The organism is Microbispora corallina, from assembly GCF_016863035.1.
GTDB classification, from domain to species: Bacteria; Actinomycetota; Actinomycetes; order Streptosporangiales; family Streptosporangiaceae; genus Microbispora; species Microbispora corallina.
This window is the reverse complement of sequence record NZ_BOOC01000010.1, coordinates 1-26,659: the sequence shown is the minus strand read 5'-3', so window position 1 is coordinate 26,659 and position 26,659 is coordinate 1. Positions and strand designations below refer to the sequence as shown.

Here is a 26,659-nt window from a genome sequence, read left to right as displayed (position 1 = left end):
TCACCCGGCTGCTCCCGCGCGGGCCACTCGGGGCCACGCTCACGCGCCCGGCTCGACGGCTCCGTGGGTGTATCCATCGTGCCATCCCCGACCGGGTGATTCAGCCCAAAGAGAGCGACGCGGTCACGATCAGCTCCACGCACGTCGGGACCGGGACGACGGTGCTGTCCAGCACCAGATGGTAGAGGCCGGGGTCGGCCGGGTCGGCCCGGTAGAACTGCCGCACGTACGCCGCCCGGGCCCGGTCGTTGGCGCAGACGACCCGCCGGGCCTCGCGCTCGTCGACGCCGGAGAAGGCGGCCGTCTGCAGCACGCGCCGCCGCAGCGGCCCGTCGAGGCGCACGTGCAGGGCCCCGGGATGGTCGGCGAGCACGACGGCGCCGGCCCTCCCCAGGAAGACCCCTCCGGTCGTCCGGGCGGTCTCCCTGATGACCTGCTCGGTCCGCTGGGTGAACTCCTCCGGCGTCAGCGGCGCCGACGGGGGCAGGTGGGCCTCCACGCCGCCCCACGTCACGCTGGGCAGCCGGGTCATCCCCAGGAGCAGCCGGGCGAGCCCCCTCTCGGCGCGGTCGTCGTGGGCCAGGGCCTCCTCCAGCGTGACCCCGAGGTCCTGCGCGACCGCGCCCGGGATCGCCCGGTCGAGGAACGGCACGCCGAGCCGCTCGGCGACCGCCGGGCCGATGACGCTCCCGCCCGTGCCGTACGTCGCGGAGAGGGTGACGACCTGCACGTCCCCTTTATGCCCCTACATCTGGGTTTGTACGAGTGGGCTCAGAACAGCGCGTTCGCCAGGGCCCGGCGCGCCTTGGACACCGACGGGTCGTCGGCGGGCAGCGCCTCGAAGAGGTTGAGCAGGTGGAGGCGCACCTTGTCCCTGTCGGCGCCCCTCGTCTGCCGGATGAGCCGGATGAGCCGGTCGAACGCCTCGTCCACCTGGCCGTTCACCATCTCCAGGTCGGCGGCCTGCGTCTGGAGGTCGAGGTCGGCCGGGTCCTCGGCGGCCCGCCGGAGCACGTCGGCGGCGTCGAGGTCCTGGATGCGCCGGAACAGCCCGACCCCGGCCAGGCCGATTTTCGCGCCCTCGTCGCCGGGCGAGCGGGCCAGCAGGCGCTCGAAGGCCGCCGCGGCGGCGTCGAGGTCGCCCTTGTCCATGGCCCGCTCCGCCTCGGCGAGGTCGGGGTCGAGCGGCGGCTCGTCCGGGGCCTCCGCCTCGGCCGGCGCGCCCAGCTCGATGCCGAGCTGCTCGAAGACCTGCGCCAGGGCCTGCCGGAGCTGGGACTCCGGCAGCGGCCCCTCGAACAGGGGCATGAGCTGGCCCTGGACGGCCAGGTAGACGGTGGGCACGGCCCGCATGCGCAGGGCCTGGGCGAGCTGGGGATCGGCCTCCACGTCGACGCGGGCGAGGACCCACGCCCCGGCGGCCTCCGCGGCCAGCTTCTCCAGGACGGCGCTGAACTGGCGGACCTGCTCGGCCCGGGTCACCGTCGCCTCGACGATCACCGGAACGCTCAGCGAGCGCTCCACCACCTCGGCGTTGAACGTGGCCGAGGTGACGTCGACGACGTCCGCTTCGGCGGCCCCGGCGGGACCGGCGGCCTCGCGCCGCGCCTGCGCTTCGAGTGCCTGCTTGCGCGCGCCGAGGTCCACGGCGCCGTAGAGCGATCCAGGTCGAGAGAACTCCGCTGCCATACCCCCAATCCTGCCGTACCCTCGCGGCTGATCCGTGCCATCCCCGCCTCCTTCGACGTCCGTTCCTCCGGACGCCGCCCGCGGTTCGGCGGACAGGGCCCTGGACCGGCCGGTTTCCCGGCCCCGCTGAGTGCCTGACGGCGGTCAGAACCGCGCGGGCTCGGTGTAGGTGCCCCACTCCGCGCGCAGCACGTCGCAGATCTCGCCGAGGGTGGCCTCGGCGCGCACGGCGTCGAGCATGGGCGGGATCATGTTCTCGCCGGTCCGGGCGGCGGCCGCCAGCGCGGCCAGGGCGGTGTCCACCGCCACCTGGTCGCGGGCGGCGCGGCGCCCGGCGAGCACCCGGCGCTGCTCCAGCTCGACCTCGTGGCTGATCCGCAGGATCTCCAGCGGCTCCTCGACGGTCGAGGTGTGGCAGTTCACGCCGACGATCTTCTTGTCGCCCTTCTCCAGCTTGCGCTGGTAATCGAAGGCCGACTCGGCGATCTCCGACATGAACCAGCCGTCCTCGATGCCGCGCAGGATGCCGGACGTCATGTCGCCGCGGCCCATCTCCCTGATCCTCGCGAAGATCCTCTCCGCCTCGGCCTCCAGCCGGTCGGTCAGCGCCTCGACGTACCAGGAGCCGCCGAGCGGGTCGACCACGTTGACGACCTCGGTCTCCTCCATGATCACCTGCTGCGTCCTGAGGGCGATCTCGGCGGCCTTCTCCGACGGCAGCGCGAGCACCTCGTCCAGCGCGTTGGTGTGCAGGGAGTTGGTGCCGCCGAGCACGGCCGCCAGCGCCTCGATCGCGGTGCGGACGATGTTGTTGTCCGGCTGCTGGGCGGTGAGCGAGACCCCCGCCGTCTGCGTGTGGAAGCGCAGCCACTGGGCCTTCTCGGTGCGGGCGCCGTACACGTCGCGCATCCACCGGGCCCAGATGCGCCGGGCGGCGCGGAACTTGGCGATCTCCTCGAAGAAGTCGATGTGCGCGTCGAAGAAGAACGACAGGCCCGGCGCGAACACGTCCACGTCGAGGCCGCGCGACAGGCCCAGCTCGACGTACCCGAAGCCGTCGGCCAGCGTGAAGGCGAGCTCCTGGGCGGCCGTGGCCCCGGCCTCGCGGATGTGGTAGCCGGAGACCGACAGCGGCTTGTACGCGGGGATCTCCGCCGCGCAGAACTCCATGAGGTCGCCGATCAGCCGCAGGTGCGGCTCGGGGGCGAACAGCCACTCCTTCTGGGCGATGTACTCCTTGAAGATGTCGGTCTGGAGCGTCCCGTTGAGCCGCCCGACCGGAACACCCTGCCGCTCGGCGGCCACGACGTACATGCAGAAGATCGGCACGGCGGGCCCGCTGATGGTCATGGAGGTGGTGACCTCGCCGAGCGGGATGCCGTCGAACAGCAGGTCCATGTCGAGGGCCGAGTCGATCGCGACCCCGCAGTGGCCGACCTCGCCGAGCGAGCGGGGGTCGTCGGAGTCGCGGCCCATCAGCGTCGGCATGTCGAAGGCCACCGACAGGCCGCCGCCGCCCGCACCCAGGATCATCTTGTACCGCTCGTTGGTCTGCCGGGCGTTGCCGAAGCCGGCGAACTGGCGGATGGTCCACGGCCGGCCCCGGTACCCGGTGGCGTACAGGCCGCGGGTGAAGGGGAACTCGCCGGGCCAGCCGATGCGCTCGAACCGGGGGTCGTCGCCGGGCGGCCCGTAGACCGGGTCGACGTCCAGGCCGGACAGGGTCCGGAACTCGCGCGCCCGCTTGTACGCCGCGTCGTGGCGCGCCTGCCAGCGCGCCCTGCCCGCCTCGATGGCCGCCGCGCTCGTGGGTTCCGGTTCCATGCGCCCCTCCGCTGATGTGGTCGTCGAGAAAATACTAGGACGTCCTAGTAGTTTCCTGCCACCAGGCCTCCCCTCCGGAACCTCGCCCGCGTCGCGCTCATGTCACACGTTGGTCGCGAATTCTTACGGATCTATGACAGACCCCCGATCTCTTCAACGATGGGCAACGCCCCCCGAGAATCCACACGGAGGTGGATGTGAAGCGCGTGACAGTCGTCGCCGCGACCGCGGCGATGATCGCGGCGGCCCTGACGGCGCCGGCGCAGGCCGTCCCCACGGCCGCCGGCTCGGCAGAGCAGACCGAGTACCTGGTGCTCTACAAGGAGGGCGCCGCCCCCGCGGACGCCCAGAAGGCGATCGAGGCCGCGGGCGGCAGCGTCGTCACGGTCAACACCGATGTCGGACTGGCCACGGTCAGGACGGGCGACGCCGGCTTCGCCGACGCCCTCCGCGGCTCCGCCGCCATCGAGGGAGTGGCCCGCAACCGGGTGATCGGCAGCGTGCCGCCCGAGGCCAAGGCGTCCGCGACGGCCGCGCGGGCCGCTGCGCAGGCCGCCCAGGCCAGGAGCAGGGCCGTCGAGAAGGAGGGCCGGGACGGCGCGTCGCCCGCCACGTGGCGGCGCGGCGCCAAGGACGAGCCGCTCGCGGACCTGCAGTGGGACATGAAGCAGATCCACGCCGACAAGGCCCACGCGTACGAGCCCGGCGACAAGGGAGTCCTGGTCGGCGTCCTCGACACCGGCATCGACGGCTCGCACCCCGACATCGCGCCGAACTTCGACCGGCGGCTCAGCCGCAACTTCACCGTCGACCTGCCCGCCGACGCCAACGGCACCGTCATCGACGGCCCCTGTGAGAGCGACCCCGACGGCTCCTGCACCGACCCGAACGACGTGGACGAGGACGGCCACGGCACCCACGTCGCCTCCTCGATCGCCTCCCCGATCAACCGTCTCGGCATCGCGGGCGTGGCGCCGAAGGTGACGCTGGTGAACCTTCGGGCGGGCCAGGACTCCGGCTACTTCTTCCTCCAGCCGACCGTGGACGCCCTGACCTACGCCGGGAACATCGGCGTCGACGTGGTGAACATGAGCTACTACGTCGACCCCTGGCTGTTCAACTGCACCGACAACCCCGCCGACTCGCCGCAGGAGCAGCAGGACCAGCGGACGATCATCGCCGCCGTGCAGCGGGCGCTGGACTACGCCCACCGGCACGGCGTCACACTGGTCTCCGCGGCCGGAAACGGGGCGACCGACTACACCAAGACCATCGTCGACGCCTCCAGCCCGGACTTCGCCGCCTTCGCCGGCCAGCAGCCCCGCAGCCGGACCATCCCGGCGAGCTGCGTCTCGATGCCGAGCGAGGGCGAGCACGTCATCTCCGTCTCCTCCACCGGCATCAGCACCCGTAAGGCGTACTACTCCGACTACGGCAACGGCTACATCGACGTCGCGTCCCCCGGCGGCGACGTCTACGACACGCCCGACCAAACGCGGGACATCACCAAGGCCACGCTCGCGGCCTATCCCAAGGCGCTGGCCGTCGCCAACGGTGAGATCGACGCCAACGGCGACCCGACAGTGCCGTACGTCGTGAAGGACTGCAAGGGCTCGACCTGCGGCTACTACCAGTACCTGCAGGGCACCTCGATGGCCTCGCCGCGCGCTGCCGGCGTCGCGGCGCTGATCGTCAGCCGGTACGGCCACCGCGACCACGTCCACGGCGGCCTGACGCTCGACCCGGACGTCGTCGAGGGCGTCCTCAAGGGCACGGCGACCCCGACGCCCTGCCCGAACCCGCCCGCCTACACCTACGTCCGCCACCTGCCGAACGGCACCACGGTGACCGCCACGCACACCTGCGAGGGGACGCCGCAGAACAACGGCTTCTACGGCAGGGGCATCGTCGACGCCCTGCGGGCCGTCGGACGCTGACCCCGTCCGCGTCCCGGGACGGCCGCCGCGCACCTGGCGCGGCGGCCGTCCGCCGTCTCAGACGCTGAAGTCGCCCGCGGATACGCGCAGGGTCTTCAGCAGGTCGAACATGTCCCCCAGCTCGTCCTCTTCGTACATCCCCATGCAGAAGCCGGCGCCCATCAGGTCGCCCGTGGCCCGGCGGACGACGTCACGGCCCTCGTCGGTGATCTCGGCGAGCACGCCGCGGCCGTCCCTCGGGTTGCGCATCCGGCGCACGAGGCCGGCCCGCTCCAGGCGGTCGACGGTGTTGGTGACGCTGGTCGGGTGCACCATGAGCCGTTCGCCGATCTTCGACAGCGGCAGCGCGCCCGTCCTGCTGAAGGTGAGCAGCACCAGCGCCTCGTACCGGGCGAAGGTCAGGTCGTACGGCTTCAGCAGCCCGTCGAGCTGGGCGATCAGGATCTGGTGGGCCCGCATGATCGAGGTGACGGCGGCCATGGCCGACGACGGCCCGAAGGTCTCGCGCCAGGTCGCGGCCGCCCGTTCGATCGGGTCGAACGGCAGCTTGAGCGGCCTGGCGCCGCCGGCGGGCACATGGTCTGAACTGGGCGGGACGGACACAGCGATATACGGTAGCGCGGCCCCGGGAGTGATCGACCGGCGCACGTAGCGTAACCGGATTCATTCCTTGACCCCAGAACTCCCTCCCTCAGGGTCACGCTCCGTTATGGTTGCCACGTCGAAAGGTGAGGCGGCGGCAAACCCGGCGGCACGGGGAGTCGCGTCTGCTAACCGCAGGCGGGACGAGCTCGTCCGGCGGACAGGCGTCACGGGGAAGGGCGCGGTCCGACGCCGGCCACTCACACAGACACGGGGGGTTTTCTCGATGGGCAGCACCGCTGTCCCGGCGCCGCATGCGCGCCGGACGCCGATGACGGCGTGGCCGGGGGCCGCGCCGGGCTGTGGGTGACCACAGGGGCGGTCCACGTGGGGAGCTGAGGCAGGGCACGGTCGTCGTGGTGACCGTGCTGCTCGCGCTCGGGCTCGTCGCCGCGTGGAGCGTCCTCATTCCTGGCTTCATGGACTGGGACGACATCGTGCTGGGCGTCATCGGCTCGCTGCGGCTGACCGGCCCGGTGGCCGCGGCGTTCGCGGCGTGGGTCGCGACGCGCAGGCGGCGGGCCGAGCGCGGGCACGCGCTGACGCCGTGGCGGGCCGCCACGGCGCCGCTGGCGATCCTCGCGCTCGTCACGGGGTCGTTCGGCGCGACCGTCGCGCTGCTCGGGCTGCGCGCCGCGCTGACCGGCCAGTCGGGCCCCCTCATGCCGGGCGGGCTGGCGATGTCCGTGGCCGGGCTGGCGCTGTACGTCGTGGTCGGCTGGATCGCCGGCTGGCTGCTGCCCTTCGCCGTGACCCCCGTCCTGGCCGGGGCCGGGACCTACGGCCTGTTCACCCTGCTCGCCGACCGCTCGGCGTGGGCCGTCCGGCTGGCGCCCACGACGCGGGAGCCGTACGACCTGTTCGCGGGGGTCAGCGAGACGGCCTTCGCCAACCAGACGCTGTGGCTGCTGGGCCTGAGCGCGGCGCTGCTGCTCGGGTGGGTGGCGCTGGTCACCCGCCGCGTCCTGGCGCTCGCGGCGGCCGCGACCGCCGTGCTGGCGGCGGGCACCGGCGCGGCCCGCCTGGTGGCCGAGCCGCGGACGATGGCCGCCAGCGAGCGCATCGTGTACAGCTGCCAGGAGTGGCCGATCAGCGTGTGCGTGCGCCCCACGTTGCGCGGCGGGCTGCCGGACCTGGCCGAGGTGTTCACCCCGCTCGCCCTCCGGCTGGCCGGCACCCCCGCCGAGTTCCGGCGGGTCGAGCAGCGCGCGCCGGGGGACGACGCCCCCGCCCCGCCCGGGGTGGTGGTCATCCACCTCGACGACCTGGGCACCGGCTTCGCGCAGCGGGCGGCCACCGAGTTCCTCGACCGGCTGGCCCGGCCGTGCCCGGGCCGGGTCGCCGCGGGCTACCGGGCGATCGTGGTGGCGTGGCTGCGCGGCAACCCGCTCCCGCCGGGCCCGCTCGCCGAGCACCGGATCGCCGCCCTGTGGTTCTCCGAGCTCACCGAGGCCCAGCGGCACGACTGGCTGCGCATGTTCTACTCCGACTTCGTCTCCTGCGGGCTGCAGAGCAGGCACTTCGGCGGCGGCTCCCGGCGGAGCGACCCGGGCATCACCGGCTACCCCGTCAACCCCGCCGCCGCGTACTCGCCGGGCGCCTATCCGGTCGCCCCCACGCCGCCGTACACGGTCAGGCCGGCGACGTCGCCCGCCCGGCCGCCGTCCGTCCCGGGCCGGCCGCCGAGCGGGCCGGGGTCGCCCAGCGTTCCTGGGATCCCGAGCGGCGCTCCCGGCACGCCGGGTACGCCCGGAACGTCGGGACCCCCCGGTTCGCCCGGGCAGCCGACCACACCCGGCGGGCAGTCACCCGAGCCGACCCCGGGGTCCTCGGACGATCCGTCCTCCGCGCCCTCGTCCGGCCTCCCCTCCCAGTCGGGCAGTCCGTACGCGAGCATGCGCCCGTGGGGGCACCGCTTCCCGCACCGTCCGCGCTTCAACCGGGACCCCCGATACCGCCACCCTCACTGGGGCTGGCACCGGCACGGTGACCGGCCGTCGTCCGGCCCGTCCGGCTCTGCCGGCTCTTCCGGCTCGAACGGCTCGACCGGCTCGGCGGCGGGCGCGACGCCCGCCGCGTCCAACGCCAGGACCGGCGCCGCGTCCGGCGCCAGGACGCCCACCGCCGCCAAGGCCGGGGCCGGCAGCGCCACCGGCAGCGGCACCGGCGCCGGCGGCAAGGCGGGAACCGGCACGGCGGCCAAGGCCGGGACCGGCGCCGCCAAGGCCGGGACCGGAACCGGCGGCAGGGGCGGGACCGGCGCCGGATCCGGCGTCTCCCGGCAGGTCCCCACCCGGTCCGCGTCGCCGCCGCCGGCCGAGCCCGGCCTCGTGCCGCCGGAACTTCTCCCCGTGGACGGGATGGAAAGGTGAGATCGCGACATTCACGGGAAGATTCATTTCCGTGGACCGTCAGACGAGTGCCCTCCCCGCGTCAGCCCCCGCGGAGGGCTCCCCGCGACCCGGCCGGCGCGCGTGGCGCTGGCTCGCCGGGCTGCTGCTCGTCGCCCTCCTCCTGCTGGTGGGCGCGCGGCTGACCCTGTCGTGGCTCAACCCGCTGGGCGAGCAGACGATCGACCGGAGCGGCCCGGTGCTGCTGCAGTCGATGCAGAACCTGAGCCGATTCGAGGCCGCGACCGGCAACTTCCAGGTCGTGGTCGACCTCGAGAAGGACGCCAAATTCCTGCCCGACGCCATCAAGGGCTCCAGGACCCTGTTCGTGGGCGCGGGCAATGTGGACGCCTACGTCGACTTCTCCTCGCTGCCCAAGGACGCCATCACGGTCTCCGCCGACCGCAAGACGGTCACCGTGCGGATCCCGCACGCCCAGCTGGAGAAGCCCAACCTCGACAACAAACGGTCGTACGTGTTCGCGCAGCAGCGCGGGATCTTCGACCGCATCTCCGACCTGCTGTCGTCGTCGCCGCAGAACCAGCAGGAGCTCTACCTGCTGGCCGAGCGGAAGATCGGGGAGGCGGCCACCGCCAGCGACCTGCGCAACCGGGCCGACCAGAACACCAAGGCCATGCTGGAGGGCATGCTGAAGTCCCTCGGCTTCACCACGGTGATCGTCAAGTACGAGGACGAGCCCTGACGTGTCCCGGCCCGTCGGCCGCCGGGACGCGAGAGCCGTACGGGGCCGGGGGTCAGGCCAGGGCGGCGATGAGGTCGTCTGCGGCGGCGTAGGGGTCGGTCTCCCCCGCGACCAGGCGGGCGGCGAGCGCGTCGAGCCGGTCACCGTGCAGGTTCGCGAACCGGGAGCGCAGCGCGGCGAGCGCGACGGCCTCGATCTCGTCGCGCGCGCGGGCCAGGCGGCGGCGCTCCGCCTCGCCCGACTCCTCCAGGTACGCCTGGTGCTTGTCGAGCGCGGCCATGAGGTCGTCGGCGCCCTCGCCCCGCGCCGCGACCGTCGGGACGATCGGGGGCCGCCAGGGGGCGTCCACGAGGCCCGCCATCGACCGCAGCTCCCGTACGGCCGACTGCGCGCCGTCGCGGTCGGCCTTGTTGACCACGAAGACGTCGGCGACCTCCAGGATCCCCGCCTTGGCCGCCTGGACCTCGTCGCCCATCCCGGGCGCGACCAGGACGACGGTCGTGTCGGCGAGCCGGGCCACGTCCACCTCGGCCTGCCCGACCCCGACGGTCTCGACGAGGACGACGTCGCACCCGGCCGCGTCGAGCACCCGGAGGGCCTGGGGGGTGGCCCAGGCCAGCCCGCCCAGGTGTCCCCGGCTGGACATGCTGCGGATGTAGACGCCGGGGTCGGTCGCGTGCTCCTGCATGCGGACCCGGTCGCCCAGCAGGGCGCCTCCGGTGAACGGGCTCGACGGGTCCACGGCGAGCACGCCCACCCGGGCGCCCCTGCGGCGGAACGCCCGGATCAGCATGCCGGTGGCCGTCGACTTGCCCACGCCGGGCGAGCCGGTCAGCCCGATGACCCGGGCCGCGTACGGCCGGCGGGCGCCGGTGGCGAGCGCCGCCATGACGGCGCGCAGCGGCGCGGACGGGACCGCCGATCCGGCGGCGTTCTCGACGAGCGAGATCAGCCGGGCCACGGCCCGCGGACGGCCCTGCCGCGCCTGCTCGACGAGCTCCCCCAGGTCCGGCGCGGTCCGGGCCCGGGTCGCCGCGGTCTGCTCGCTCACGCGCGCCCCCCTCGCCGGCTCACGACGCGCGGGACGGGACCCGGATGATCAGGGCGTCGCCCTGCCCGCCGCCGCCGCACAGGCCCGCCGCGCCCAGCCCGCCGCCGCGGCGGCGCAGCTCGTGCGCGAGCGTCAGCACGATCCGGGCGCCGGACGCGCCGATCGGGTGGCCGAGGGCGATGCCGCCGCCGTTGACGTTGACCTTGTCGAGCCCGACGCCAAGCTCCTTGGCCGACTGCAGCACGACCTGGGCGAACGCCTCGTTGATCTCCAACAGGTCGAGGTCGTCGACGGTGAGGCCCTGCTTGCCGAGCGCCTGCTTGATGGCGTTGGCGGGCTGCGACTGCAGGGAGTTGTCCGGACCGGCCACGTTGCCGTGCGCGCCGATCTCGGCGAGCCACTCCAGGCCCAGCTCCTCGGCCTTGGCCCGGGACATGACGACCACGGCCACCGCGCCGTCCGAGATCTGCGAGGCGGACCCGGCCGTGATCGTGCCGTCCTTCGTGAACGCCGGGCGCAGCCTGGCGAGCGCCTCGGCCGTGGTGTCGGGACGGATGCCCTCGTCGGCCGTGAACGGGATCGGGTCGCCCTTCCGCTGGGGCAGCGGCACGGGGACGATCTCGTCGTCGAACAGCCCGTTCTTGGTCGCCTGGGCGGCGAGCTGGTGGGACCGGGCGGAGAACGCGTCCTGCTCCTCGCGGGTGAGGCCGAGGCGGGCGTTGTGCCGCTCGGTGGACTCCCCCATCGCGATCTGGTCGAACGCGTCGGTGAGGCCGTCGAGGGCCATCGAGTCGAGGACGCCCGCGTTGCCGTACTTCACGCCCTTGCGCAGGCCGGGCAGCAGGTGGGGCGCGTTCGTCATCGACTCCATGCCGCCCGCGACGACGATGTCGAACTCCCCGGCTCGGATGAGCTGGTCGGCGAGCGCGATGGCGTCGAGGCCCGACAGGCAGACCTTGTTGATCGTGAGCGAGGGGACCGTCATCGGGATGCCCGCCTTGACGGCCGCCTGGCGCGAGGGGATCTGGCCCGCCCCCGCCTGGAGGACCTGCCCCATGATCACGTACTGGACCTGGTGGGGCGACACGCCGGCGCGGGACAGGGCCGCCTCGATGGCGATGCCGCCGAGGTCGACGGCCGGCAGGTCGGCGAGCGACCCCAGCAGCCGTCCGATGGGCGTGCGCGCTCCGGCGACGATGACGGAACCAGACATTGGGGGCCTCCATCACGAGATCAGGGCGACGGTGCCACCATACCCATGAGTAGCCCGGCGCCCCCGCCCGGCCGTATGTCAGCGCAAGGGAAAGGGAGACGACAGTGCTTCTCCGGATCGACCATGTCGGAATCGCCTGTCACAGCCTGGAAGAGAAGATCGAGTTCTACGAGTCGGTGTTCGGCCTGACCGTCGTGAGCCGCGAGGTGAACGAGGAGCAGGGCGTCCGCGAGGCCATGCTGCACGTCGCCGACGGCGCCCAGGGGGGGTCGTACGTCCAGCTCCTTGAGCCCCTCCACCCCGACACCGCGGTGGGCAGGTTCCTCGCCAAGAGGGGCGAGGGCGTGCATCATGTCGGGTACGGCGTGACGGACGTCACCAAGGCCCTGGAGGAGATCGGGGCCAAGGGCGTGCGTCTGATCGACGAGCGGCCCCGGCACGGATCCATGGGCGCGTCGATCGCGTTCCTGCATCCGAAGGACGTGGGAGGGGTTCTCACGGAGCTCGTGGAGACCCCCAGGCGCTGATCCCGAACGCAAGAAAGGTTCATACGTAACAAGTCGCGCAGAAAGTCGGAGGGGGCCTCCAACGCGGCAGTACCGGAGTACGCTGGCGTACCACCGGACGTGGGCGCCATTTCGGCTCCCCGCCTCGGAAGTCTGACCCCCCGTCCGGCCCCCCTGTAGCCGTCTCGACAACCAGGATCGAGCCTCATGCAGTCCGACATCGACGCCCAGCTAAACAACTTCTTCGAGGACGCCCCTTCTCGCGAATTCGACGTGGTGCTCCGGGGCTATGACCGGCACCAGGTCCACGACCACCTGAAGACGCTCGACACCGAACTGCGTCAGGCCAAGGAGCAGGTCACCGCGCTCCAGCGGGACCTGTCGGACTCCCAGCGCCAGCTGCAGGAGCAGGAGCGGCCGACGTACTCGGGTCTCGGCGCCCGCATCGAGCAGCTGCTGCGTCTGGCGGAGGAGCAGGCCACCGAGCTGGTGCAGGCGGCCAGGTCCGAGGCGAACGAGATCCGCGCCGCGGCCAAGGTCGACGCGGCCGACCTGCGCGCCGCCGCGGAGAACGAGGCGGCCGAGAAGCGGGCCCTCGCGACGCGGGAGGCCGAGGAGCTGCGCAGCAGCGCCGAGCGGGACGCCGAGGAGATCCGGTCGACCGCGCGTCGCGAGGCCGACGAGCTGACCGCCACCACCGAGCGCGAGGTCGCCAAGATCCGCGCCACCGCCGACCACGAGGTCGCCGAGAAGCGGGCGGACGCCGAGCGGGAGATCGCCAAGCTGCGCACCACGACCGAGCGCGAGGTCGCCCAGCTGCGGGCCTCCACCAAGCGCGAGCGCGACGAGGTGCTCACCACCGCCAAGCGTCAGGCGGACGAGATGCGCGCGCAGGCGCAGCGGATCCTGGAGGAGTCCGAGGCCAAGCGGGCCCAGGACGAGGCCGAGTTCGAGATCCAGCTCGCCGCCCGCCGCGAGGAGGCCGAGCGGCAGGAGGCCGAGCGGCACGCCACCGCCCAGGCCAACACGCAGAAGCTGGTCGCCGAGGCGGAGCAGCGGGCCGCCACCGCCGAGCAGCGGGCCGCGAAGGCCACCCAGCAGGCGGAGCAGACCCGGCGCGAGGCCGACACCCACGCCAAGCAGCTGCTCGCGAACGCGCGGAAGAACGCCGACCAGCTGGTCGCCGAGGCCAAGTCGAGCGCCGACTCCATCGTGAGCGACGCCAAGAGCGAGGCCGAGCGCACCCGCACCGCCATGCAGCGCCAGGTGGACGAGCTCACCCGCCAGCGCGACAGCATCACCAGCCACCTCGCCCAGCTGCGTCAGCTGCTCGGCGGCGCCGCCCTGCCGGGGATGGAGCCGGAGCCCGCTCCGGTCACCGCCGCCCCGCAGAAGCCGGCCCTGTCGGCGGCGCCGCCGGTCGCCGAGAAGCCCGTCGTGTCCGCCGCTCCGGTCGAGCCCGCCCCGGTCAAGAGCGACGACGACGCGGAGTGGTGGCAGGAGTAGCCACTGGCGCACATCGGGGAGTCTCACGACGGCTATCGAGCGGGGCCCGGCGGTTCGCCGGGCCCCGCTTCGCGTGCGCGTCCTCGTGGGGGCGCCTCAGGCCTTCGTGCAGGGACGGCCGTTGAGCGTGAAGGCGGAGGGGCTGGGGTTGGCCCCGGTGAAGGCTCCGTTGAAGCCGATCAGGACCGACGCGCCGGGCTTGATCACGGCGTTCCAGCGCAGGTCGGTGGCCGAGACGGCGGATCCCGACTGCGACCAGGCAGCCGACCAGCCGTTCACCAGCCGCTGCCCCGCGTCGGGGAACGTGAAGCGCAGGGTCCACCCGTCGATCGGGGCCGTGCCGGTGTTGCCGATCGTCACGCTCGCGCTGAACCCGCCGTTCCAGGACCAGACGCCGTACGACACCGCGCACGTCGCCGGGGACGGCGAGGGCGTCGGTGACGGCGTCGGAGTGGGTGTGGGCGTCGGCGAGGGCGTCGGCGTGGGCGTCGGAGTCGGTGTGGGGCTGGCGGTCGGGTACCCCTGGTGGGCCACCGCCACGAGCGGCGCCGACGGCGCGCTGACGTTGCCGGCCGCGTCCTCGGCCACCACCACGTAGGTGTACGACCGGCCGACGACGAGTCCCTGCTCGTAGAACCAGGTGGACGTGCGCGTGCCCACCCTCGTCCACGCGGTGTCGGTCTGCCGGTACACGTCGTACCGGGCCACCCCGACGTCGTCCGTGGAGGCGTTCCAGCAGAAGCTCACGCCCTCCAGGTCGGCCACGCAGTAATCGCGCAGCCCGGTGGGCGCCGACGGCGGGGTGGTGTCGCCCGGGATGGGCGTGGGACTGACGTACGGGCCCGCCACCGCGACCGTGGTGATGAGCGAGGACGGCGGGCTGACGTTGCCCGCCGCGTCCCGCGCGACGACGTAGTACGTGTAGTCGCGGGCGGGCCGCAGCCCGCTCAGGATGGCGGTGGCCGAGGTGACGCTCGCCACCTTCTGGAAGCCGTCCGAGCCCAGTTGGTAGACGTCGTAGCCCGCGACGCCCACGTCGTCGGACGACGCGGTCCAGCACAGGCCCACGTAGCCCGTCGTGCCGCCCGACGGCACCGGAGGCGGGCAGGCCCGCAGCCCGGACGGCCGGGACGGCGGCGACACGTCCGCCGCCGCGATCCCCGCGTGGACCGCGGCCGGCGCGTGCGGCGCCACGGCGTCGACGGCTTTCACGGCTCCGAGGGCGGGGGCGGCGCCCGCCAGGAGGGCGGCGCTGACGATCCCCGTCACGGTCATCGGCGTGCGCGGTCTCATGTACGGCTCACCTCGGCTGGGCGCTCGGAACCGGCCCCGGGCCGCCCCGGCGCCTCTCGCCGCGATGGTGATCCGCCACCTCGGCCGCGTCAACGCGAGATCGCCCGGCGGCCGCCTCTTCCCAGGTCAGCGGGTGAAACGTTCAGGGCTACGCGAGGGTCTTCACGAACTCCGCCACGACCCGGTTGAACGCCTCGGGCTGCTCGATGGCCGACAGGTGGCCCGCCTTCTCGATCACGGCGAGCGTCGCCTGGGGGATGGCCTCCACCATGGCCTCGGCGTCCGCCGGCGGGGTCAGCCCGTCCTCGTCGCCGACGACGACCAGGGCCGGGACGCCCAGGGACCGGAGGGTGCCGAACGAGTCGGGGCGGGCGGCCATCGCCCGCTGCGCCCAGGCCACGGCCGCCGGTGGCGCCGCCTGGATCAGGGCGCGCACCCGGCCGACGACCATCCCCCTGCGCTCCCTGGTGGTGGCGCCCAGCATGGCCGGCATGTTCTCGTCCACGAGGATCCCGGTGCCGTCCCGCAGCACGGCCTCGGCGATCCGCTCCCGGTTGGCCTTGGCGGTCTCGGTGTCGGCCGCGGCCTTGGTGTCGGCGAGGATCACCGCCCCCACCCGGCCGGGGTGGCGGCGGCACAGCGCCATCGTCACGTACCCGCCCAGCGACTGGCCGCCCACGACCGCGCGCTCGACGCCCTCCTCGTCGAGCAGCTGCGCCACATCGTCGGCCATCGCGTCGATCGACGGCTCGTCGTCCCCCAGCCGCGACCCGCCGAAACCACGCAGGTCGGGCGTGATCACGCGGCAGACGGGGGCCAGCGCCTCCCGCTGCGCGAGCCACATGGCCGAGGAGAGGGGGAACGCGTGGAGCAAAACGACGGGCAGGCCGCTTCCGGCCGATCGCGAGTAGAGCCGCATCAGGTCACGGTAACGCGCACCCGGCCGCCCCCCTCGGTTCGTCACCGAACCGGGATCTCACCGGCCGCCGGGGAATCAGACCGCGGTGGGCAGCGGAGCGGCCGCCGGGTTGACCCGCTTGACGATCTCGTCGAGGACGATCCGCACGTACGGCTCGCCCACCCACAGGTGCTTGGCCCCCTCGACGCCCACGATCTCGGCCTGCGGCACCCGCGAGAACCGCCGGACGGCCTCCTCGGGGCGCAGGTAGTCGTCGAACTCCGGCACCAGGGCCACCAGCGGCCGACCGAACGCGGCCCAGGCGTCGAGGTCGGCGTCGGTCGCCCGGCGCAGCGGGGGCGACAGCAGGATCGCGCCCTCCACGAGCGGGTCGCGCCCCCACCGCAGCGCCAGCTCGGTGCCGAAGGACCAGCCGACGAGCCAGGGGCGCGGCAGGTCGTCGAAGTCGGCATACTCCAGGGCCGCGGCGACGTCCCACCGCTCCCCCTCGCCCTCGTCGAAGGCCCCCTGAGAGGTGCCGCGCTCGGAGGTCGTGCCACGCGTGTTGAAGCGGAGCACGGCGAGGTCGGCCAGGGCCGGCAGCCGGTACGACGCCTTACGCAGCACGTGGCTGTCCATCATGCCGCCGTGCGTGGGAAGCGGGTGGAGGCAGACCAGGGTGGCGACGGGCGGCCTGCTCTCGGGCAGCGCCAGCTCGCCGACCAGCGTCAGCCCGTCGGAGGTGTGCAGCTCGATGTCCTCGCGCCGGGCCGCCAGCACCGTGGACGCCCTGATGTCCATTCCCACAGAACCCCTCGTCGTCATGTGTCAGTAGCGGCTGCGCCCGGGGCCGCGGTTGGCCCGGTTCCGCCAGCAGGCCGTGTGCCAGTGGCGCCGCTCCTCCTCGCCGCCCGGCCACGCGGGCCAGCTCACCACGTGCGGCAGGCCCTGCCGGATCTCCTGTTCGCAGCCCGGGCAGCGGTAGCTCTTGCCCAGCGCGGCGCCCGCGACGTTGCGCACCACCCAGTCGCCGTCGGGCGCGCTCTCCACGCGGTCCACGCCGGGCACGGACGTGACCGGCCGCGCGGCTCCGCGGCCGTCCGGGCGCTCGAACGGGTCGAGGCGCCGGGCGCGGCGAGGGCTCACGACAGCGGTCCTTCCGGGGGGCTCATGTCAGGCAGAACGGGCGACCGGCGCACATTCTTCCAGGACCGGTCAGCCCACGTGCGCCCGGATGCCCGGCACGCCCGCGGTGACGAGCTGGTCGAGGAGCGGCGCGGGCGCGAAGGAGGGCTCGCGATACTCGGCGTACAGCGCCCGCAGGCCGTCCCTGACCCGCTCGATCCCGATGGCGTCGAGCATCTCGAACGGCCCGGCGGGGTAGCCGCACCCGAGCCGCATCGCGGCGTCGATGTCGGCGGCCGACGCGTACCCGGCCTCCAGCATCCGGACCGCGTCGTTCAGGTAGGGGTAGAGCAGGGCGTTCACCACGAACCCGGCCCGGTCTCCGCACCGCACGGGGGTCCGTCCGATCATCCGCACCAGGTCGCGTACGGTCTCGGCCGCCTCCCGCGAGGTGACGACGGTGGCGGCCACCTCGGCCACCCGCTCCCCCACGAGGTGCAGGCCGACGAGCCGCTCGGGACGCGGAAGCCGTACGGCGAGCTCGACGACGGGGGTGTCCGACAGGGCGACCACGACGTCGGCCTCGGCGACCGGGGTGAGGTCCCCGGGCTCGGCCACCGCGGCCTTGAAGCCGGCCGCCTCCAGGGCCTCCAGGACGGTCGCGGCGTCCGGGCCGCCGCCCACCAGGCCGACCAGGGAGATCTCGGGCCTGCCTCCGGGCTCGCCGGCCGTCTCCGGGGCGTCCCGGTCGTGGGAGTGAAAGCCGCGTCCGGTCTTGCGGCCCAGCAGGCCCGCGGTGACCAGCTCGCGCAGGATCGGCGCGGGCGCGTGGCGGCGCTCGCGGCTCTCCCGGAACAGCACCTCGCACACCTCGTAGGAGGTGTCCAGGCCGATCAGGTCGAGCAGCGTGAACGGGCCCATCGGCAGCCCGACGCCGAGGCGCATGGCGGCGTCGATGTCGTCCCGGCTCGCGAGCCCCGTCTCCAGCAGCGCGCACGCGTGGTTGAGGTAGCTCAGCAGCAGCCGGTTGACCACGAACCCGGCCCGGTCGCCGACCGTGACGGGCGTCTTGCCGAGCCGGCGGGCCAGGCCGGCGATCTCGTCCGGCAGCCCGTCCTCGGTCACCACCGTGCGGACCACCTCGACCAGCCGCATGACCGGGGCGGGGTTGAAGAAGTGCATGCCGATCACCTGCGCCGGCCGTGACGTGGTGGCGGCGATGGCGGTGACCGACAGCGAGGAGGTGTTGGTGGCGAGGACGGCCGACGGCTTGCAGATGCGGTCGAGGTCGGCGAACAGGCCCCGCTTGAACTCCATCACCTCGGGGATCGCCTCGACCACGAGGTCGGCGCCCGCCAGGTCGTCCCGGCTGGTCGTGAACGCGATCCGGCCGAGGAGGGCGGCCTGCTCCTCGGCGGTCATCCGGCCCCGGGCCACGGCCCTGCCCGTCGAGCCCTCCAGGTGCCCCCGCCCGCGGGACAGGGCCGCCTCGTCGGCCTCGACCCCGATCACGCGGAGCCCGGCGCGGGCGAACACCTCGGCGATGCCGGCGCCCATCGTGCCGAGTCCGACGACTCCGACCGTCTCAAACGTCCGCGTCATGGCAGCCAGTCTCCCAGAGTGCCGCCGGGCCGCCCCACCCCCGGTGGGGTTGGCGCCCTGGCTCATCCTGATGGAAACGACCGGTTCGTCGGCGTGATTTTCCGCCCGTGCACTGAGAGGTATTACTCGGTTCGGCCATACGGAAACTCCCCGACGATTCGCCGGAGACCTCTTCCTCCGCCAAGGCCGCCGAGGCGAAAAGCCGATACATGAAATTCTGGGAGCGGAATTCCTGAAGACGTACCTGTCGGCATGAAGCCGGGAGGCGCCGGCGCGAACGCCGCCATCAGGGCGATGAAGGAGCACGAGGCCGCCCTGGCCGAGCTGGAGTCCGTCCCCCGCGGCCCCTCCCGCCGGCACGGGCTGCCGAGAAAGTCCGCGCTATATGGGCTCATCGAATTCGATCGGGATTGAGGTCAGGCCGGGCTCGGCGCCATCGTCTTCCGCCCAGGGCAGACCATGCGGTGAGCGCTGCTAGATTTCACGCCATGTCGTCGGGACGAAAGCGGTCGGAAGCCGCTGCACATGCTCAGATCGATCTAGCCCGTGCGGCACAGCAAGGTGATCTGCAAAGCCTCGGACTCCTACTCACGATTCATTACGCCGGGATGTACGCCGTCGCCTACCGAATCCTCGGAAACGGCGCCGATGCCGAGGACGTCTGCCAGGACGCCGCCATCACGGCCATGGCCCGGCTGACGGACCTGCGTGACCCCGCCGCGGCCGGGCCCTGGCTCAAGGCGATCGTCCGCAACAACTGCATCGTCCGGCTTCGGACCAGGCTGCCGGTTCCCGTGGGTCTTCCCGACGACTCGGCCCTGATGGCCTGTGCCGACGATCCCGCTGAGATCATCGAGCGTCACGCGACGCGCGACTGGATCTGGGACGGCTTGATGGGGCTGACCCCGGCCCTGCGTGATGCCGCGATTCTGCGGTACTTCACGCGGATGAACTCCTATCAGGAGATCGCGCGTGCGTGTGGCGTCCCGGTGGGAACGGTGCGGAGCCGCCTCAGCGAGGCACGGAGGCGGCTCGCCGAGGCACTACCCGAAACGGTCGCCGGGCGGCATCGCGACGTCGGAGCGCTGACGGCCGAACGCCGTGAGGAGGCGATCGCGCTGCTGTCGTCGGTCCCGTCCGCCACGCCGCAGGCGTTCTTCGGCGGGCGGTGGTCGCCCTACGCCGAGATCATCTGGCCGAAGGGCGACCGGCGGATCGGTCTCTCCTCGCTGTTCGAGGCCTTCGCCTCCGACTACGCCGACGGCGTCCGATACCGCGTGACGAACGTCGTCGCGGGCCCTGACATCACCGTCTGGGAGAACCAGTTCGTCAACCCCCCGGAGGACCCGGACCACTGTCCTCCCGCGGCTACCTGGCTGCTCAGAGAGTCGGAGGGCCGGATCCAGTCGGTGCGTCTCTTCCATGCTCCGCGCCCGGCACGTGTGTGTGACTCAGATCACTCGGGGTGAACGGGCATGGGATCGAACTTTCGTGCCTCCGGCCCGCGTCACGTTGGCATGACACGACACTCCATCGATGACCTAGAGCCCCAGCTGGCCGCGAACCGGCGGTTCTGGACCGGTTGGGCCGGCGACGATCCTGACGCCGACCCGTCGATCTACCGTTCGGACATCCCGCACGTGCTCTTCAACGGAGTCATGCATGTGCGGAACCACCCGTTCGACGAGGCGGTCACCGAGGCGAAGCAGCGGCTGGCCGGGTCGTCGTGGGCGTGGTGGGTCGGAGGCGACAGCGACGAGAAGGTGGCCGATCACCTCGTCGCTCACGGCGCCGAACAGATCAGCCAGATGCCCGTCATGGCGGCGGACCTCACCGACGTGGTGGAACTGCCGATTCCCCAAGGCCTGACGATCCGGCACGTCACCGACCGGCCGGGCATGCGGGACCTGGTGAACGCGTACGCCGGGCCGCTCGGCTTCCCGCGGGACGCCGCCGACGCGATGGCCGAGCGTCACATGGAGTACCTGTCGCGGGATCCTGAGCTGATCCATCTCGCCGGCGTCCTCGACGGGAAGACCGTCGGGACGGCGGTCGTGTCGCTGAGCGGGGACGTCGCGGCGCTCTACTGCATCGCCACCGATGAGAACTACCGGCGCCGTGGCGTGGCGACGGCCCTCACGCTGGAGTCGCTGCGGGTCGCACGGTCAGCCGGTCTGGACGTCGCCACGCTCCAGGCGAGCGCGGAGGGCCGGCCAGTCTACGAGCGGATCGGGTTCAGGACCATCTCCCACTACCGCCTGTTCCAGTTCGATCCGGCGGAGGAGCACTGACCGGGAAGCCCGGAAGGACGTCCTGACCCTGGCCACCACCGTCGTCGCACGACACGGACGACGGCGGTGGCGCGCATGGCCGAGTTGATCGACCTGTGGGGGTCCCACGCCATGGGGGCCTCTCTGGCGATCGGGACCGGCTAGCCTTGCCCCATGCGGCTGGTCATCGCGCGGTGCAGCGTGGATTACGTGGGGAGGCTGACGGCCCATCTCCCGATGGCGCCCCGGCTCATCCTGATGAAGGCGGACGGCTCTGTGTCGATCCATGCCGACGACCGGGCGTTCAAGCCGCTGAACTGGATGAACCCGCCGTGCAAGGTCCGCGAGGAGACGATCGACGGCGCGATCACCTGGTCGGTCGTCCACGGCAAGACCGGCGAGAAGCTGGTGCTGACGATCGACGAGGTCCTCCACGACTCCAGCCACGAGCTGGGCGTCGACCCCGGGCTCATCAAGGACGGCGTGGAGGCCCACCTCCAGGAGCTCCTGGCCGAGCACATCACCACGCTGGGCGACGGCTGGAGCCTGGTGCGCCGGGAGTACATGACGGCCATCGGGCCGGTGGACATCCTGTGCCGCGACCACCTCGGCGGGACGGTGGCCGTCGAGATCAAGCGGCGCGGCGACATCGACGGCGTCGAGCAGCTGACGCGCTACCTGGAGCTGCTCAACCGCGACCCCCGGCTCTCCCCCGTCAAGGGCATCTTCGCGGCTCAGGAGATCAAGCCGCAGGCCCGGGTGCTCGCCGCCGACCGCGGCATCGAGTGCGTCACGCTCGACTACGACGCCCTGCGCGGCATCGAGCCGGAGAACCCCACGCTCTTCTAGGTCCCGATCGCGTGTCCATCGTTCGGAGGACACGGCGTTCATCCGGTCGGGGGTGCCACGGGGGCCGGCAACCGTGGACCCTTGAGGCATGAAACAGGCCATTCACGTCCGCGGGCTGACGAAGCGGTACGGCGACGTCCAGGCGGTCGCCGGTCTCGACCTGGACATCGAGCAGGGAGAGGTGTTCGCCATCCTCGGGCCCAACGGCGCGGGCAAGTCCACCACGGTCGAGATCCTGGAGGGTTACCGCTCGCGCGACTCCGGGGAGGTCTCGGTGCTCGGCGCCGATCCGGCCCGGCCCACCCGGGAGTGGCGTTCGCGCATCGGGATCGTCCTGCAGACCGCCAACGACGCGGCCGAGCTGACCGTCCGCGAGACCGTGCGGCACTTCGCGCGCTACTACCCCTCGCCGCGCGACGCGGACGAGGTGATCGCCCAGGTGGGCCTCACGGAGAGCGCGGGCAAGCGGGTCCGCCAGCTGTCCGGCGGCCAGCGGCGGCGCGTCGACGTCGCGCTCGGCCTGGTCGGGCGGCCCGAGCTGCTGTTCCTCGACGAGCCCACCACCGGGTTCGACCCGGAGGCCCGGCGGCAGTTCTGGGACCTCATCGAGAACCTGGCCCACGACGGCACCACGATCGTGCTCACCACCCACTACCTGGAGGAGGCCGAGACACTGGCCGACCGGGTCGCGGTCGTCGCGCGCGGCCAGGTCGTCGCCCTCGGCGACCCCGCCACGCTGGGCGGCCGGGCCACCGCCAAGGCCCGCGTCGCGTGGTCGGAGGGCACGGTCGAGACCGACACCCCGACCGCGACCGTTGCCGAGCTCGGCCGGCGGTACGGCGGCGAGGTCCCCGGCCTGTCGGTCACCCGTCCCACGCTGGAGGACGTCTACCTCCGGCTCATCGAGCACCCCTCCTGACCAGCGGAGCACACCCCCATGACCGACATCGCCCAGGCCGTCGCCCCGGCGGCCGCCCCCGCCCGCATGCCGTCGACGCTCGCGCTCGGCCTTGCCCGCGGCGCCGTCGAGACGAAGATGTTCTTCCGGGAGAAGGACGCCGTCGTCTTCACGTTCTCCTTCCCGATCATCCTCCTCGTGCTGTTCGGCTCGATCTTCTCCGGCGGCCTCGCGGGCACCGGCATCACGTTCTCCCAGCTCTACACGGCCGGGCTCATCGGCGCCGGCGTGATGGGAGCGGGGTTCCAGAGCCTCGGGATCGGCATCGCCGGCGACCGCGACGACGGCACGCTCAAGCGGCTCGCCGGCACGCCCATGCCCCGCGCGGCCTACTTCATCGGCAAGGTGGTCAACGTCCTGGTGATCGCGTTCCTCGAGGTCGCGATCCTGCTCGCCATCGGGGTGGCGCTGTACGACCTGAAGCTGCCCGGCGAGGTCTCCGGCTGGCTCACCTTCGCCTGGGTGTTCGTGCTCGGCGTGTCGGCCTCGGCCCTGCTCGGCGTCGCCGCGAGCAGCCTGCCCCGTTCGGCCAAGAGCGCGGCCGCCGTGATCAGCATGCCGTTCGTGGTGCTGCAGTTCATCTCGGGGGTGTTCATCCCGTTCACCCAGATGCCGCCCTGGCTGATCAACGTGGCGTCCCTGTTCCCCCTCAAGTGGATGTGCCAGGGCTTCCGGTCCGTGTTCCTGGGGGACGCGGGGGCCTCCCTGGAGCTGGCCAAGTCGTACGAGCTGGACCGGGTCGCCCTGGTCCTGGCGGCCTGGCTGGTCGGCGGCCTGGTCCTGTGCCTGACCACGTTCCGGTGGAAGGGCCGGCGGGACGGATGACCGGGGTCACGACCGCCGGCGAGTGCCGGTCCCAGGACGCCGCCGGCCCGGCGACGCCGGGGCCGCACGCGTGGGAGGCCCTCCGGGGCTGGGAGGTGCTGTTCGGCCTCTCCGTGGCGGTGGCTGTGCTCTTCGTGGTCGTCGGCGACGGCCCTTCGCCGGTCACCCGCGGCGTGAGCGTCGCGCTGCTCGTCGTCGACGTGGTCGCGTACGTGCTGCTGGGACGGCCCGCGATCCTCGAGGACGAGGACGGCGGGCGGCGTGCCCTCGCCTACTGGGCCGTCGTCCTCGTCACGTTCGTACCGGCGACCGTGCTGAGCCCGTCCGCGTCGTTCGCGCTGTTCGCCCTGTGCCCGCAGGCGTTCATGACGCTCGGCACCCGGACGGCCGCCGGGGCCGTGATCGTGCTCAACGTCGCACCGGCGATCCGGTTCCTGACCGCGCCCGGGGCCGGGCCGGCCCGCGTCCTGCTGTTCGGCGCGTCGGCCGCGGTCGTCCTGACGTTCACGCTGGTCTTCGGGCCGTGGATCTCCCGGATCATCGCCCAGAGCGCCGAACGCGCCCAGCTCATCGCCGAACTCGAGGCCAGCCGGGCGGAGGCGGCCCGGCTGTACGCCGAGCGGGGCGCGCTGGCCGAGCGGGAACGGCTTGCCGGCGAGATCCACGACACCCTGGCCCAGGGTCTGACCAGCATCATCATGCTGATCCAGGCCGCCCAGGCGCAGCCCGACCCCACACGGCACCTCGGCCTCGCCGTCCAGACGGCCCGGGAGAACCTGGCCGAGGCCCGGGCCCTGATCGCCGCGCTCAGCCCGCCCCCGCTGGACGGCTCGACGCTTGAGGAGGCGCTGCGCCGGGTCACCGCGCGGCTCGGCGAGGAACTCGGCGTCGAGGCGGCGTTCACCACGTCGGGGCGGTCCCGGCCGCTTCCCCCGAACGTCGAGGTCGTGCTGGTCCGGGCCGCCCAGGAGGGCCTCGCGAACGTCCGCAGGCATGCCGGCGCGTCGTCCGTGACGGTCTCGCTCGCGTACGGCGAGGCGGATGTGCGGATGGGGGTGCGCGACGACGGGGGCGGGTTCGACGCCGGGACGGCCCACGGGTTCGGCCTGCGGGCCATGCGCACCCGGGTGGAGCAGGAGGGCGGCTCGCTCGGCGTGGACAGCGCCCCGGGCGACGGCACCACGCTGACCGTGACGCTGCCGGCCGCCCCATGAGCACGGCGAGGAACGAGATGGAAGACGCCGCCGTGATCCGGGTGCTGATCGTGGACGACCATCCCGTCGTACGGGAGGGGCTGCGCGGCATGCTGGAGTCGGCCGACGGGGTCGCGGTCGCCGGGGAGGCCGGCTCGGGCGACGAGGCCGTGGCCCGGGCGGCGGCGTTGCGGCCCGACGTCGTGCTGATGGATCTGCGCATGCCGGGCGGCGACGGCGTGAGCGCGACCACACGGATCCTGGCCGGCCACCCGGACGCCCGGGTGATCGTGCTGACGACGTACGAGAACGACCAGGACATCATCCGCGCCGTGGAGGCGGGCGCCGCCGGCTACCTGCTCAAGGACACCTCCCGCGCCGACCTGCTCACGGCGGTGGCGGCGGCGGTGCGCGGCGAGACCGTGCTGTCCCCCTCGGTCGCGACCCGGCTCGTGACACGGCTGCGGACGCCTCCCGGCGGGTCGCTGTCCAGGCGCGAGACCGAGGTGCTCGCCCTGGTCGCGCGGGGACTGACCAACGCCGAGATCGGCAGGGAGCTGTTCATCAGCGAGACCACGGTGAAGACCCACCTGCTGCGGATCTTCGGCAAGCTGGGCGTCTCCGACCGGACGGCGGCCGTCACCACGGCCCTCGACCGGGGTCTGCTGTGACCCTCGTTGAGGGGCTTACCACCTGCTCTTGCCGAATCACATGCAAATGCAATTGCACAGACCGGGTGGAGTAACTGCGCTCAATTTGAAACATACTTGACGGGGCTGTCAAGCTGACCAGCGTCTTTGGCATGACCGGGAGCTGCTGATTTCACGGCACTTCCGCATAAAGGATCTTGCGTTCATAATGGTGAGTTCTGGGGGGGCCATGACAACGTGAGGTGAAAAGTGGTGGGACGGGATTACCGGGGGATGTCGGCCGCGGAAAGGCTGGCCGACCGTCGAGAAAGGTTGGTGTCGGCGGCCTACACCCTCTTCGCCCATCCCGGCTTCCACGCCACCACGATCGAGCGGCTCTGCTCCACGGCCCGCATCTCCAACCGCGCCTTCTACGAGTGCTTCTCCAGTCGCGAGGACCTCATGCGAGCCGTGTACGAGCGCTGCGTGGACGAGACGCTCGACGCGGTGAACGGCGCCATCGACAGCGCCCCGCCCACCCTCGACGACCGGATCGTGGCCGGCATCGGGGAGTACGTCCGCTTCGTCACCAAGGACGTGCGGCGGGCACGCATCATGCACCTGGAGGTCCGGCGGGCGGGAGACGTGCTCAGCGGCGCCCGGCAGAACGCGGTGAGCGCGTTCACGAAGATCATCGAGAGCTCGGTGCAGGAGCTTCCCAACACGCTCCCCATCGACCTGCACCTGCTGGCGCTCGGCCTCATCGGGGCCATCACCGAGTTGCTCATCGAGTGGGTGCTTGCCGACCCGGCGCCGCCGATCGACGAACTGATCGACGCGTCCGTGCACATCTTCCGCCGCACCTTCGCCACATGACCCGGACCGTTCGCGCACTCCGCCGTGAGCGGTGACGGCGCGGGCGGAGCCGGGCCGGTGGCTACGCTGAGCGCATGACCCGAGCTGACAACGACAAGCCGGTCGTGCTGTCGAAGATCTACACAAAGACCGGCGACGACGGCACGACCGCTCTCGGCGACATGAGCCGCACGCGCAAGACCGACGCCCGGCTGGCGGCGTACGCCGACGTCGAGGAGGCCAACGCCGCCATCGGGGTCGCCCTCGCCGCCGGCGGGCTGCCCGAGGACGTGACGGCCGTCCTGGCGCGCGTGCAGAACGAGCTCTTCGACGTCGGCGCGGACCTGTGCACCCCGGTCGTGGAGGACCCCGAGTACCCGCCGCTGCGGATCGAGGAGACGTACGTCGCCTGGCTTGAGGAGCAGTGCGACCTCTTCAACGCCGCCCTCACGCCGCTGCGCAGCTTCATCCTCCCCGGCGGCGCCCCGGCGACGGCGTTCCTCCATCTCGCCCGCACCATCGTACGGCGGGCAGAGCGGTCGGCCTGGGCGGCGCTGGAGGCCCACGACGACGTGAACCCGGTGACGGCGACCTACCTCAACCGCCTGTCCGACCTCATGTTCATCCTGTGCCGGATCGCGTCAGCCGGCCAGGAGATCCTCTGGAAACCCGGCGCCACGCGGTAACACTTGCCTCGCCCG

General features: G+C 72.6%; 25 protein-coding genes. 14 read left to right on the top strand and 11 right to left on the bottom strand.

All coding sequences use genetic code 11. From position 1 onward, the window contains the following. Nucleotides 1-100: 100 nt before the first annotated feature. The 3 genes from Mco01_RS13260 to icmA all read right to left on the bottom strand — a co-directional run bounded on the left by Mco01_RS13260 (nucleotide 101) and on the right by icmA (nucleotide 3,513). Entirely contained in the window at nucleotides 101-730 is a 630-nt protein-coding gene (locus Mco01_RS13260) for a cytidylate kinase-like family protein (RefSeq protein WP_204057195.1), read from the bottom strand. A gap of 41 nt (nucleotides 731-771) precedes the next feature. Then, nucleotides 772-1,689 carry a tetratricopeptide repeat protein gene (locus tag Mco01_RS13255; protein ID WP_204057194.1) on the bottom strand — a complete coding sequence of 306 codons (918 nt, stop codon included), beginning with the start codon at nucleotides 1,687-1,689 and terminating at the stop codon, nucleotides 772-774. Between the two features lie 144 nt (nucleotides 1,690-1,833). Next, nucleotides 1,834-3,513: a coenzyme B12-dependent isobutyryl-CoA mutase large subunit gene (icmA, locus tag Mco01_RS13250; RefSeq protein WP_204057193.1), complete on the bottom strand. Its 1,680-nt coding sequence runs from the start codon at nucleotides 3,511-3,513 to the stop codon at nucleotides 1,834-1,836. Nucleotides 3,514-3,710: 197 nt separating this feature from the next. On the opposite strand from icmA, the gene Mco01_RS13245 reads away from it, so the two are divergent. Next, entirely contained in the window at nucleotides 3,711-5,450 is a 1,740-nt protein-coding gene (locus Mco01_RS13245) for a S8 family serine peptidase (protein WP_239103582.1), read from the top strand. 57 nt (nucleotides 5,451-5,507) lie between these two features. Here the strand turns inward: Mco01_RS13245 and Mco01_RS13240 are convergent, their stop codons facing one another. Continuing rightward, on the bottom strand, nucleotides 5,508-6,053 hold the full coding sequence (locus Mco01_RS13240; protein WP_239103581.1) for a MarR family transcriptional regulator: 546 nt from the start codon (nucleotides 6,051-6,053) through the stop codon (nucleotides 5,508-5,510). 398 nt (nucleotides 6,054-6,451) lie between these two features. On the opposite strand from Mco01_RS13240, the gene Mco01_RS13235 reads away from it, so the two are divergent. Together Mco01_RS13235 and Mco01_RS13230 are read left to right on the top strand one after the other, a co-directional pair. After that, on the top strand, nucleotides 6,452-8,464 hold the full coding sequence (locus tag Mco01_RS13235) for a hypothetical protein (RefSeq protein ID WP_204057192.1): 2,013 nt from the start codon (nucleotides 6,452-6,454) through the stop codon (nucleotides 8,462-8,464). A 31-nt stretch (nucleotides 8,465-8,495) separates the two neighbouring features. Then, nucleotides 8,496-9,185, top strand: a complete 690-nt coding sequence (locus Mco01_RS13230) for a DUF4230 domain-containing protein (RefSeq protein ID WP_204057191.1) — start codon at nucleotides 8,496-8,498, stop codon at nucleotides 9,183-9,185. A 52-nt stretch (nucleotides 9,186-9,237) separates the two neighbouring features. On the opposite strand, the gene meaB is transcribed toward Mco01_RS13230, so the two are convergent. Both meaB and Mco01_RS13220 read right to left on the bottom strand, forming a co-directional pair. Then, nucleotides 9,238-10,236 (bottom strand): methylmalonyl Co-A mutase-associated GTPase MeaB, encoded by a 999-nt coding sequence (gene meaB / locus Mco01_RS13225; protein WP_204057190.1) that lies wholly within the window; start codon nucleotides 10,234-10,236, stop codon nucleotides 9,238-9,240. A gap of 19 nt (nucleotides 10,237-10,255) precedes the next feature. Then, nucleotides 10,256-11,449 (bottom strand): acetyl-CoA C-acetyltransferase, encoded by a 1,194-nt coding sequence (locus tag Mco01_RS13220; protein ID WP_204057189.1) that lies wholly within the window; start codon nucleotides 11,447-11,449, stop codon nucleotides 10,256-10,258. Nucleotides 11,450-11,553: 104 nt separating this feature from the next. On the opposite strand from Mco01_RS13220, the gene mce reads away from it, so the two are divergent. Together mce and Mco01_RS13210 are read left to right on the top strand one after the other, a co-directional pair. Beyond that, on the top strand, nucleotides 11,554-11,976 hold the full coding sequence (mce, locus tag Mco01_RS13215; protein WP_204057188.1) for a methylmalonyl-CoA epimerase: 423 nt from the start codon (nucleotides 11,554-11,556) through the stop codon (nucleotides 11,974-11,976). A gap of 186 nt (nucleotides 11,977-12,162) precedes the next feature. Further along, nucleotides 12,163-13,461 (top strand): DivIVA domain-containing protein, encoded by a 1,299-nt coding sequence (locus Mco01_RS13210; protein ID WP_204057187.1) that lies wholly within the window; start codon nucleotides 12,163-12,165, stop codon nucleotides 13,459-13,461. A 96-nt stretch (nucleotides 13,462-13,557) separates the two neighbouring features. Here Mco01_RS13210 and Mco01_RS13205 read toward each other — a convergent pair whose 3' ends face one another. The 5 genes from Mco01_RS13205 to Mco01_RS13185 form a co-directional block, all read right to left on the bottom strand. Continuing rightward, entirely contained in the window at nucleotides 13,558-14,754 is a 1,197-nt protein-coding gene (locus Mco01_RS13205) for a cellulose binding domain-containing protein (protein ID WP_204057186.1), read from the bottom strand. 148 nt (nucleotides 14,755-14,902) lie between these two features. Continuing rightward, nucleotides 14,903-15,673 (bottom strand): alpha/beta fold hydrolase, encoded by a 771-nt coding sequence (locus tag Mco01_RS13200; protein ID WP_204057185.1) that lies wholly within the window; start codon nucleotides 15,671-15,673, stop codon nucleotides 14,903-14,905. A gap of 75 nt (nucleotides 15,674-15,748) precedes the next feature. Continuing rightward, nucleotides 15,749-16,453 (bottom strand): alpha/beta hydrolase, encoded by a 705-nt coding sequence (locus Mco01_RS13195; protein ID WP_204057184.1) that lies wholly within the window; start codon nucleotides 16,451-16,453, stop codon nucleotides 15,749-15,751. A 27-nt stretch (nucleotides 16,454-16,480) separates the two neighbouring features. Further along, nucleotides 16,481-16,798, bottom strand: coding sequence for an Rv1322 family protein (locus Mco01_RS13190; protein WP_036327378.1), 318 nt, complete (start codon nucleotides 16,796-16,798; stop codon nucleotides 16,481-16,483). 69 nt (nucleotides 16,799-16,867) lie between these two features. After that, nucleotides 16,868-18,379 (bottom strand): 3-hydroxyacyl-CoA dehydrogenase family protein, encoded by a 1,512-nt coding sequence (locus Mco01_RS13185; protein ID WP_204057183.1) that lies wholly within the window; start codon nucleotides 18,377-18,379, stop codon nucleotides 16,868-16,870. Nucleotides 18,380-18,867: 488 nt separating this feature from the next. On the opposite strand from Mco01_RS13185, the gene Mco01_RS13180 reads away from it, so the two are divergent. From Mco01_RS13180 to Mco01_RS13140, 9 genes are all read left to right on the top strand, one after another. Then, complete coding sequence (locus tag Mco01_RS13180) at nucleotides 18,868-19,848, top strand: RNA polymerase sigma factor (protein ID WP_204057182.1); 981 nt, start codon at nucleotides 18,868-18,870, stop codon at nucleotides 19,846-19,848. 48 nt (nucleotides 19,849-19,896) lie between these two features. Then, on the top strand, nucleotides 19,897-20,670 hold the full coding sequence (locus Mco01_RS13175) for a GNAT family N-acetyltransferase (RefSeq protein WP_204057181.1): 774 nt from the start codon (nucleotides 19,897-19,899) through the stop codon (nucleotides 20,668-20,670). A gap of 153 nt (nucleotides 20,671-20,823) precedes the next feature. Then, nucleotides 20,824-21,498: an endonuclease NucS gene (gene nucS, locus Mco01_RS13170; protein WP_036327388.1), complete on the top strand. Its 675-nt coding sequence runs from the start codon at nucleotides 20,824-20,826 to the stop codon at nucleotides 21,496-21,498. 88 nt (nucleotides 21,499-21,586) lie between these two features. Then, entirely contained in the window at nucleotides 21,587-22,417 is an 831-nt protein-coding gene (locus tag Mco01_RS13165; protein ID WP_204057180.1) for an ABC transporter ATP-binding protein, read from the top strand. Between the two features lie 18 nt (nucleotides 22,418-22,435). Further along, entirely contained in the window at nucleotides 22,436-23,281 is an 846-nt protein-coding gene (locus tag Mco01_RS13160) for an ABC transporter permease (protein ID WP_204057179.1), read from the top strand. Beyond that, complete coding sequence (locus Mco01_RS13155) at nucleotides 23,278-24,495, top strand: sensor histidine kinase (protein ID WP_204057178.1); 1,218 nt, start codon at nucleotides 23,278-23,280, stop codon at nucleotides 24,493-24,495. The genes Mco01_RS13160 and Mco01_RS13155 overlap by 4 nt, the downstream gene beginning before the upstream one ends. Nucleotides 24,496-24,527: 32 nt before the next feature. Then, a complete protein-coding gene (locus Mco01_RS13150; RefSeq protein WP_204057251.1) occupies nucleotides 24,528-25,145 on the top strand; it encodes a response regulator in 618 nt (205 codons plus the stop codon). A 294-nt stretch (nucleotides 25,146-25,439) separates the two neighbouring features. Then, complete coding sequence (locus Mco01_RS13145) at nucleotides 25,440-25,979, top strand: TetR/AcrR family transcriptional regulator (RefSeq protein ID WP_239103580.1); 540 nt, start codon at nucleotides 25,440-25,442, stop codon at nucleotides 25,977-25,979. A gap of 74 nt (nucleotides 25,980-26,053) precedes the next feature. After that, a complete protein-coding gene (locus Mco01_RS13140; RefSeq protein WP_204057177.1) occupies nucleotides 26,054-26,644 on the top strand; it encodes a cob(I)yrinic acid a,c-diamide adenosyltransferase in 591 nt (196 codons plus the stop codon). Nucleotides 26,645-26,659: the final 15 nt, after the last annotated feature.

Bases quoted from the DNA above. Each gene is read 5' to 3' on its own strand.
- Mco01_RS13255 (WP_204057194.1), bottom strand. From the start codon at position 1,689: ATGGCAGCGGAGTTCTCTCGACCTGGATCGCTCTACGGCGCCGTGGAC.
- icmA (WP_204057193.1), bottom strand. From the start codon at position 3,513: ATGGAACCGGAACCCACGAGCGCGGCGGCCATCGAGGCGGGCAGGGCG.
- Mco01_RS13220 (WP_204057189.1), bottom strand. From the start codon at position 11,449: ATGTCTGGTTCCGTCATCGTCGCCGGAGCGCGCACGCCCATCGGACGG.
- Mco01_RS13210 (WP_204057187.1), top strand. From the start codon at position 12,163: ATGCAGTCCGACATCGACGCCCAGCTAAACAACTTCTTCGAGGACGCC.
- Mco01_RS13205 (WP_204057186.1), bottom strand. From the start codon at position 14,754: ATGAGACCGCGCACGCCGATGACCGTGACGGGGATCGTCAGCGCCGCC.
- Mco01_RS13200 (WP_204057185.1), bottom strand. From the start codon at position 15,673: ATGCGGCTCTACTCGCGATCGGCCGGAAGCGGCCTGCCCGTCGTTTTG.
- Mco01_RS13195 (WP_204057184.1), bottom strand. From the start codon at position 16,453: ATGGACATCAGGGCGTCCACGGTGCTGGCGGCCCGGCGCGAGGACATC.
- Mco01_RS13185 (WP_204057183.1), bottom strand. From the start codon at position 18,379: ATGACGCGGACGTTTGAGACGGTCGGAGTCGTCGGACTCGGCACGATG.
- Mco01_RS13180 (WP_204057182.1), top strand. From the start codon at position 18,868: ATGTCGTCGGGACGAAAGCGGTCGGAAGCCGCTGCACATGCTCAGATC.
- Mco01_RS13175 (WP_204057181.1), top strand. From the start codon at position 19,897: ATGACACGACACTCCATCGATGACCTAGAGCCCCAGCTGGCCGCGAAC.
- nucS (WP_036327388.1), top strand. From the start codon at position 20,824: ATGCGGCTGGTCATCGCGCGGTGCAGCGTGGATTACGTGGGGAGGCTG.
- Mco01_RS13165 (WP_204057180.1), top strand. From the start codon at position 21,587: ATGAAACAGGCCATTCACGTCCGCGGGCTGACGAAGCGGTACGGCGAC.
- Mco01_RS13160 (WP_204057179.1), top strand. From the start codon at position 22,436: ATGACCGACATCGCCCAGGCCGTCGCCCCGGCGGCCGCCCCCGCCCGC.
- Mco01_RS13155 (WP_204057178.1), top strand. From the start codon at position 23,278: ATGACCGGGGTCACGACCGCCGGCGAGTGCCGGTCCCAGGACGCCGCC.
- Mco01_RS13140 (WP_204057177.1), top strand. From the start codon at position 26,054: ATGACCCGAGCTGACAACGACAAGCCGGTCGTGCTGTCGAAGATCTAC.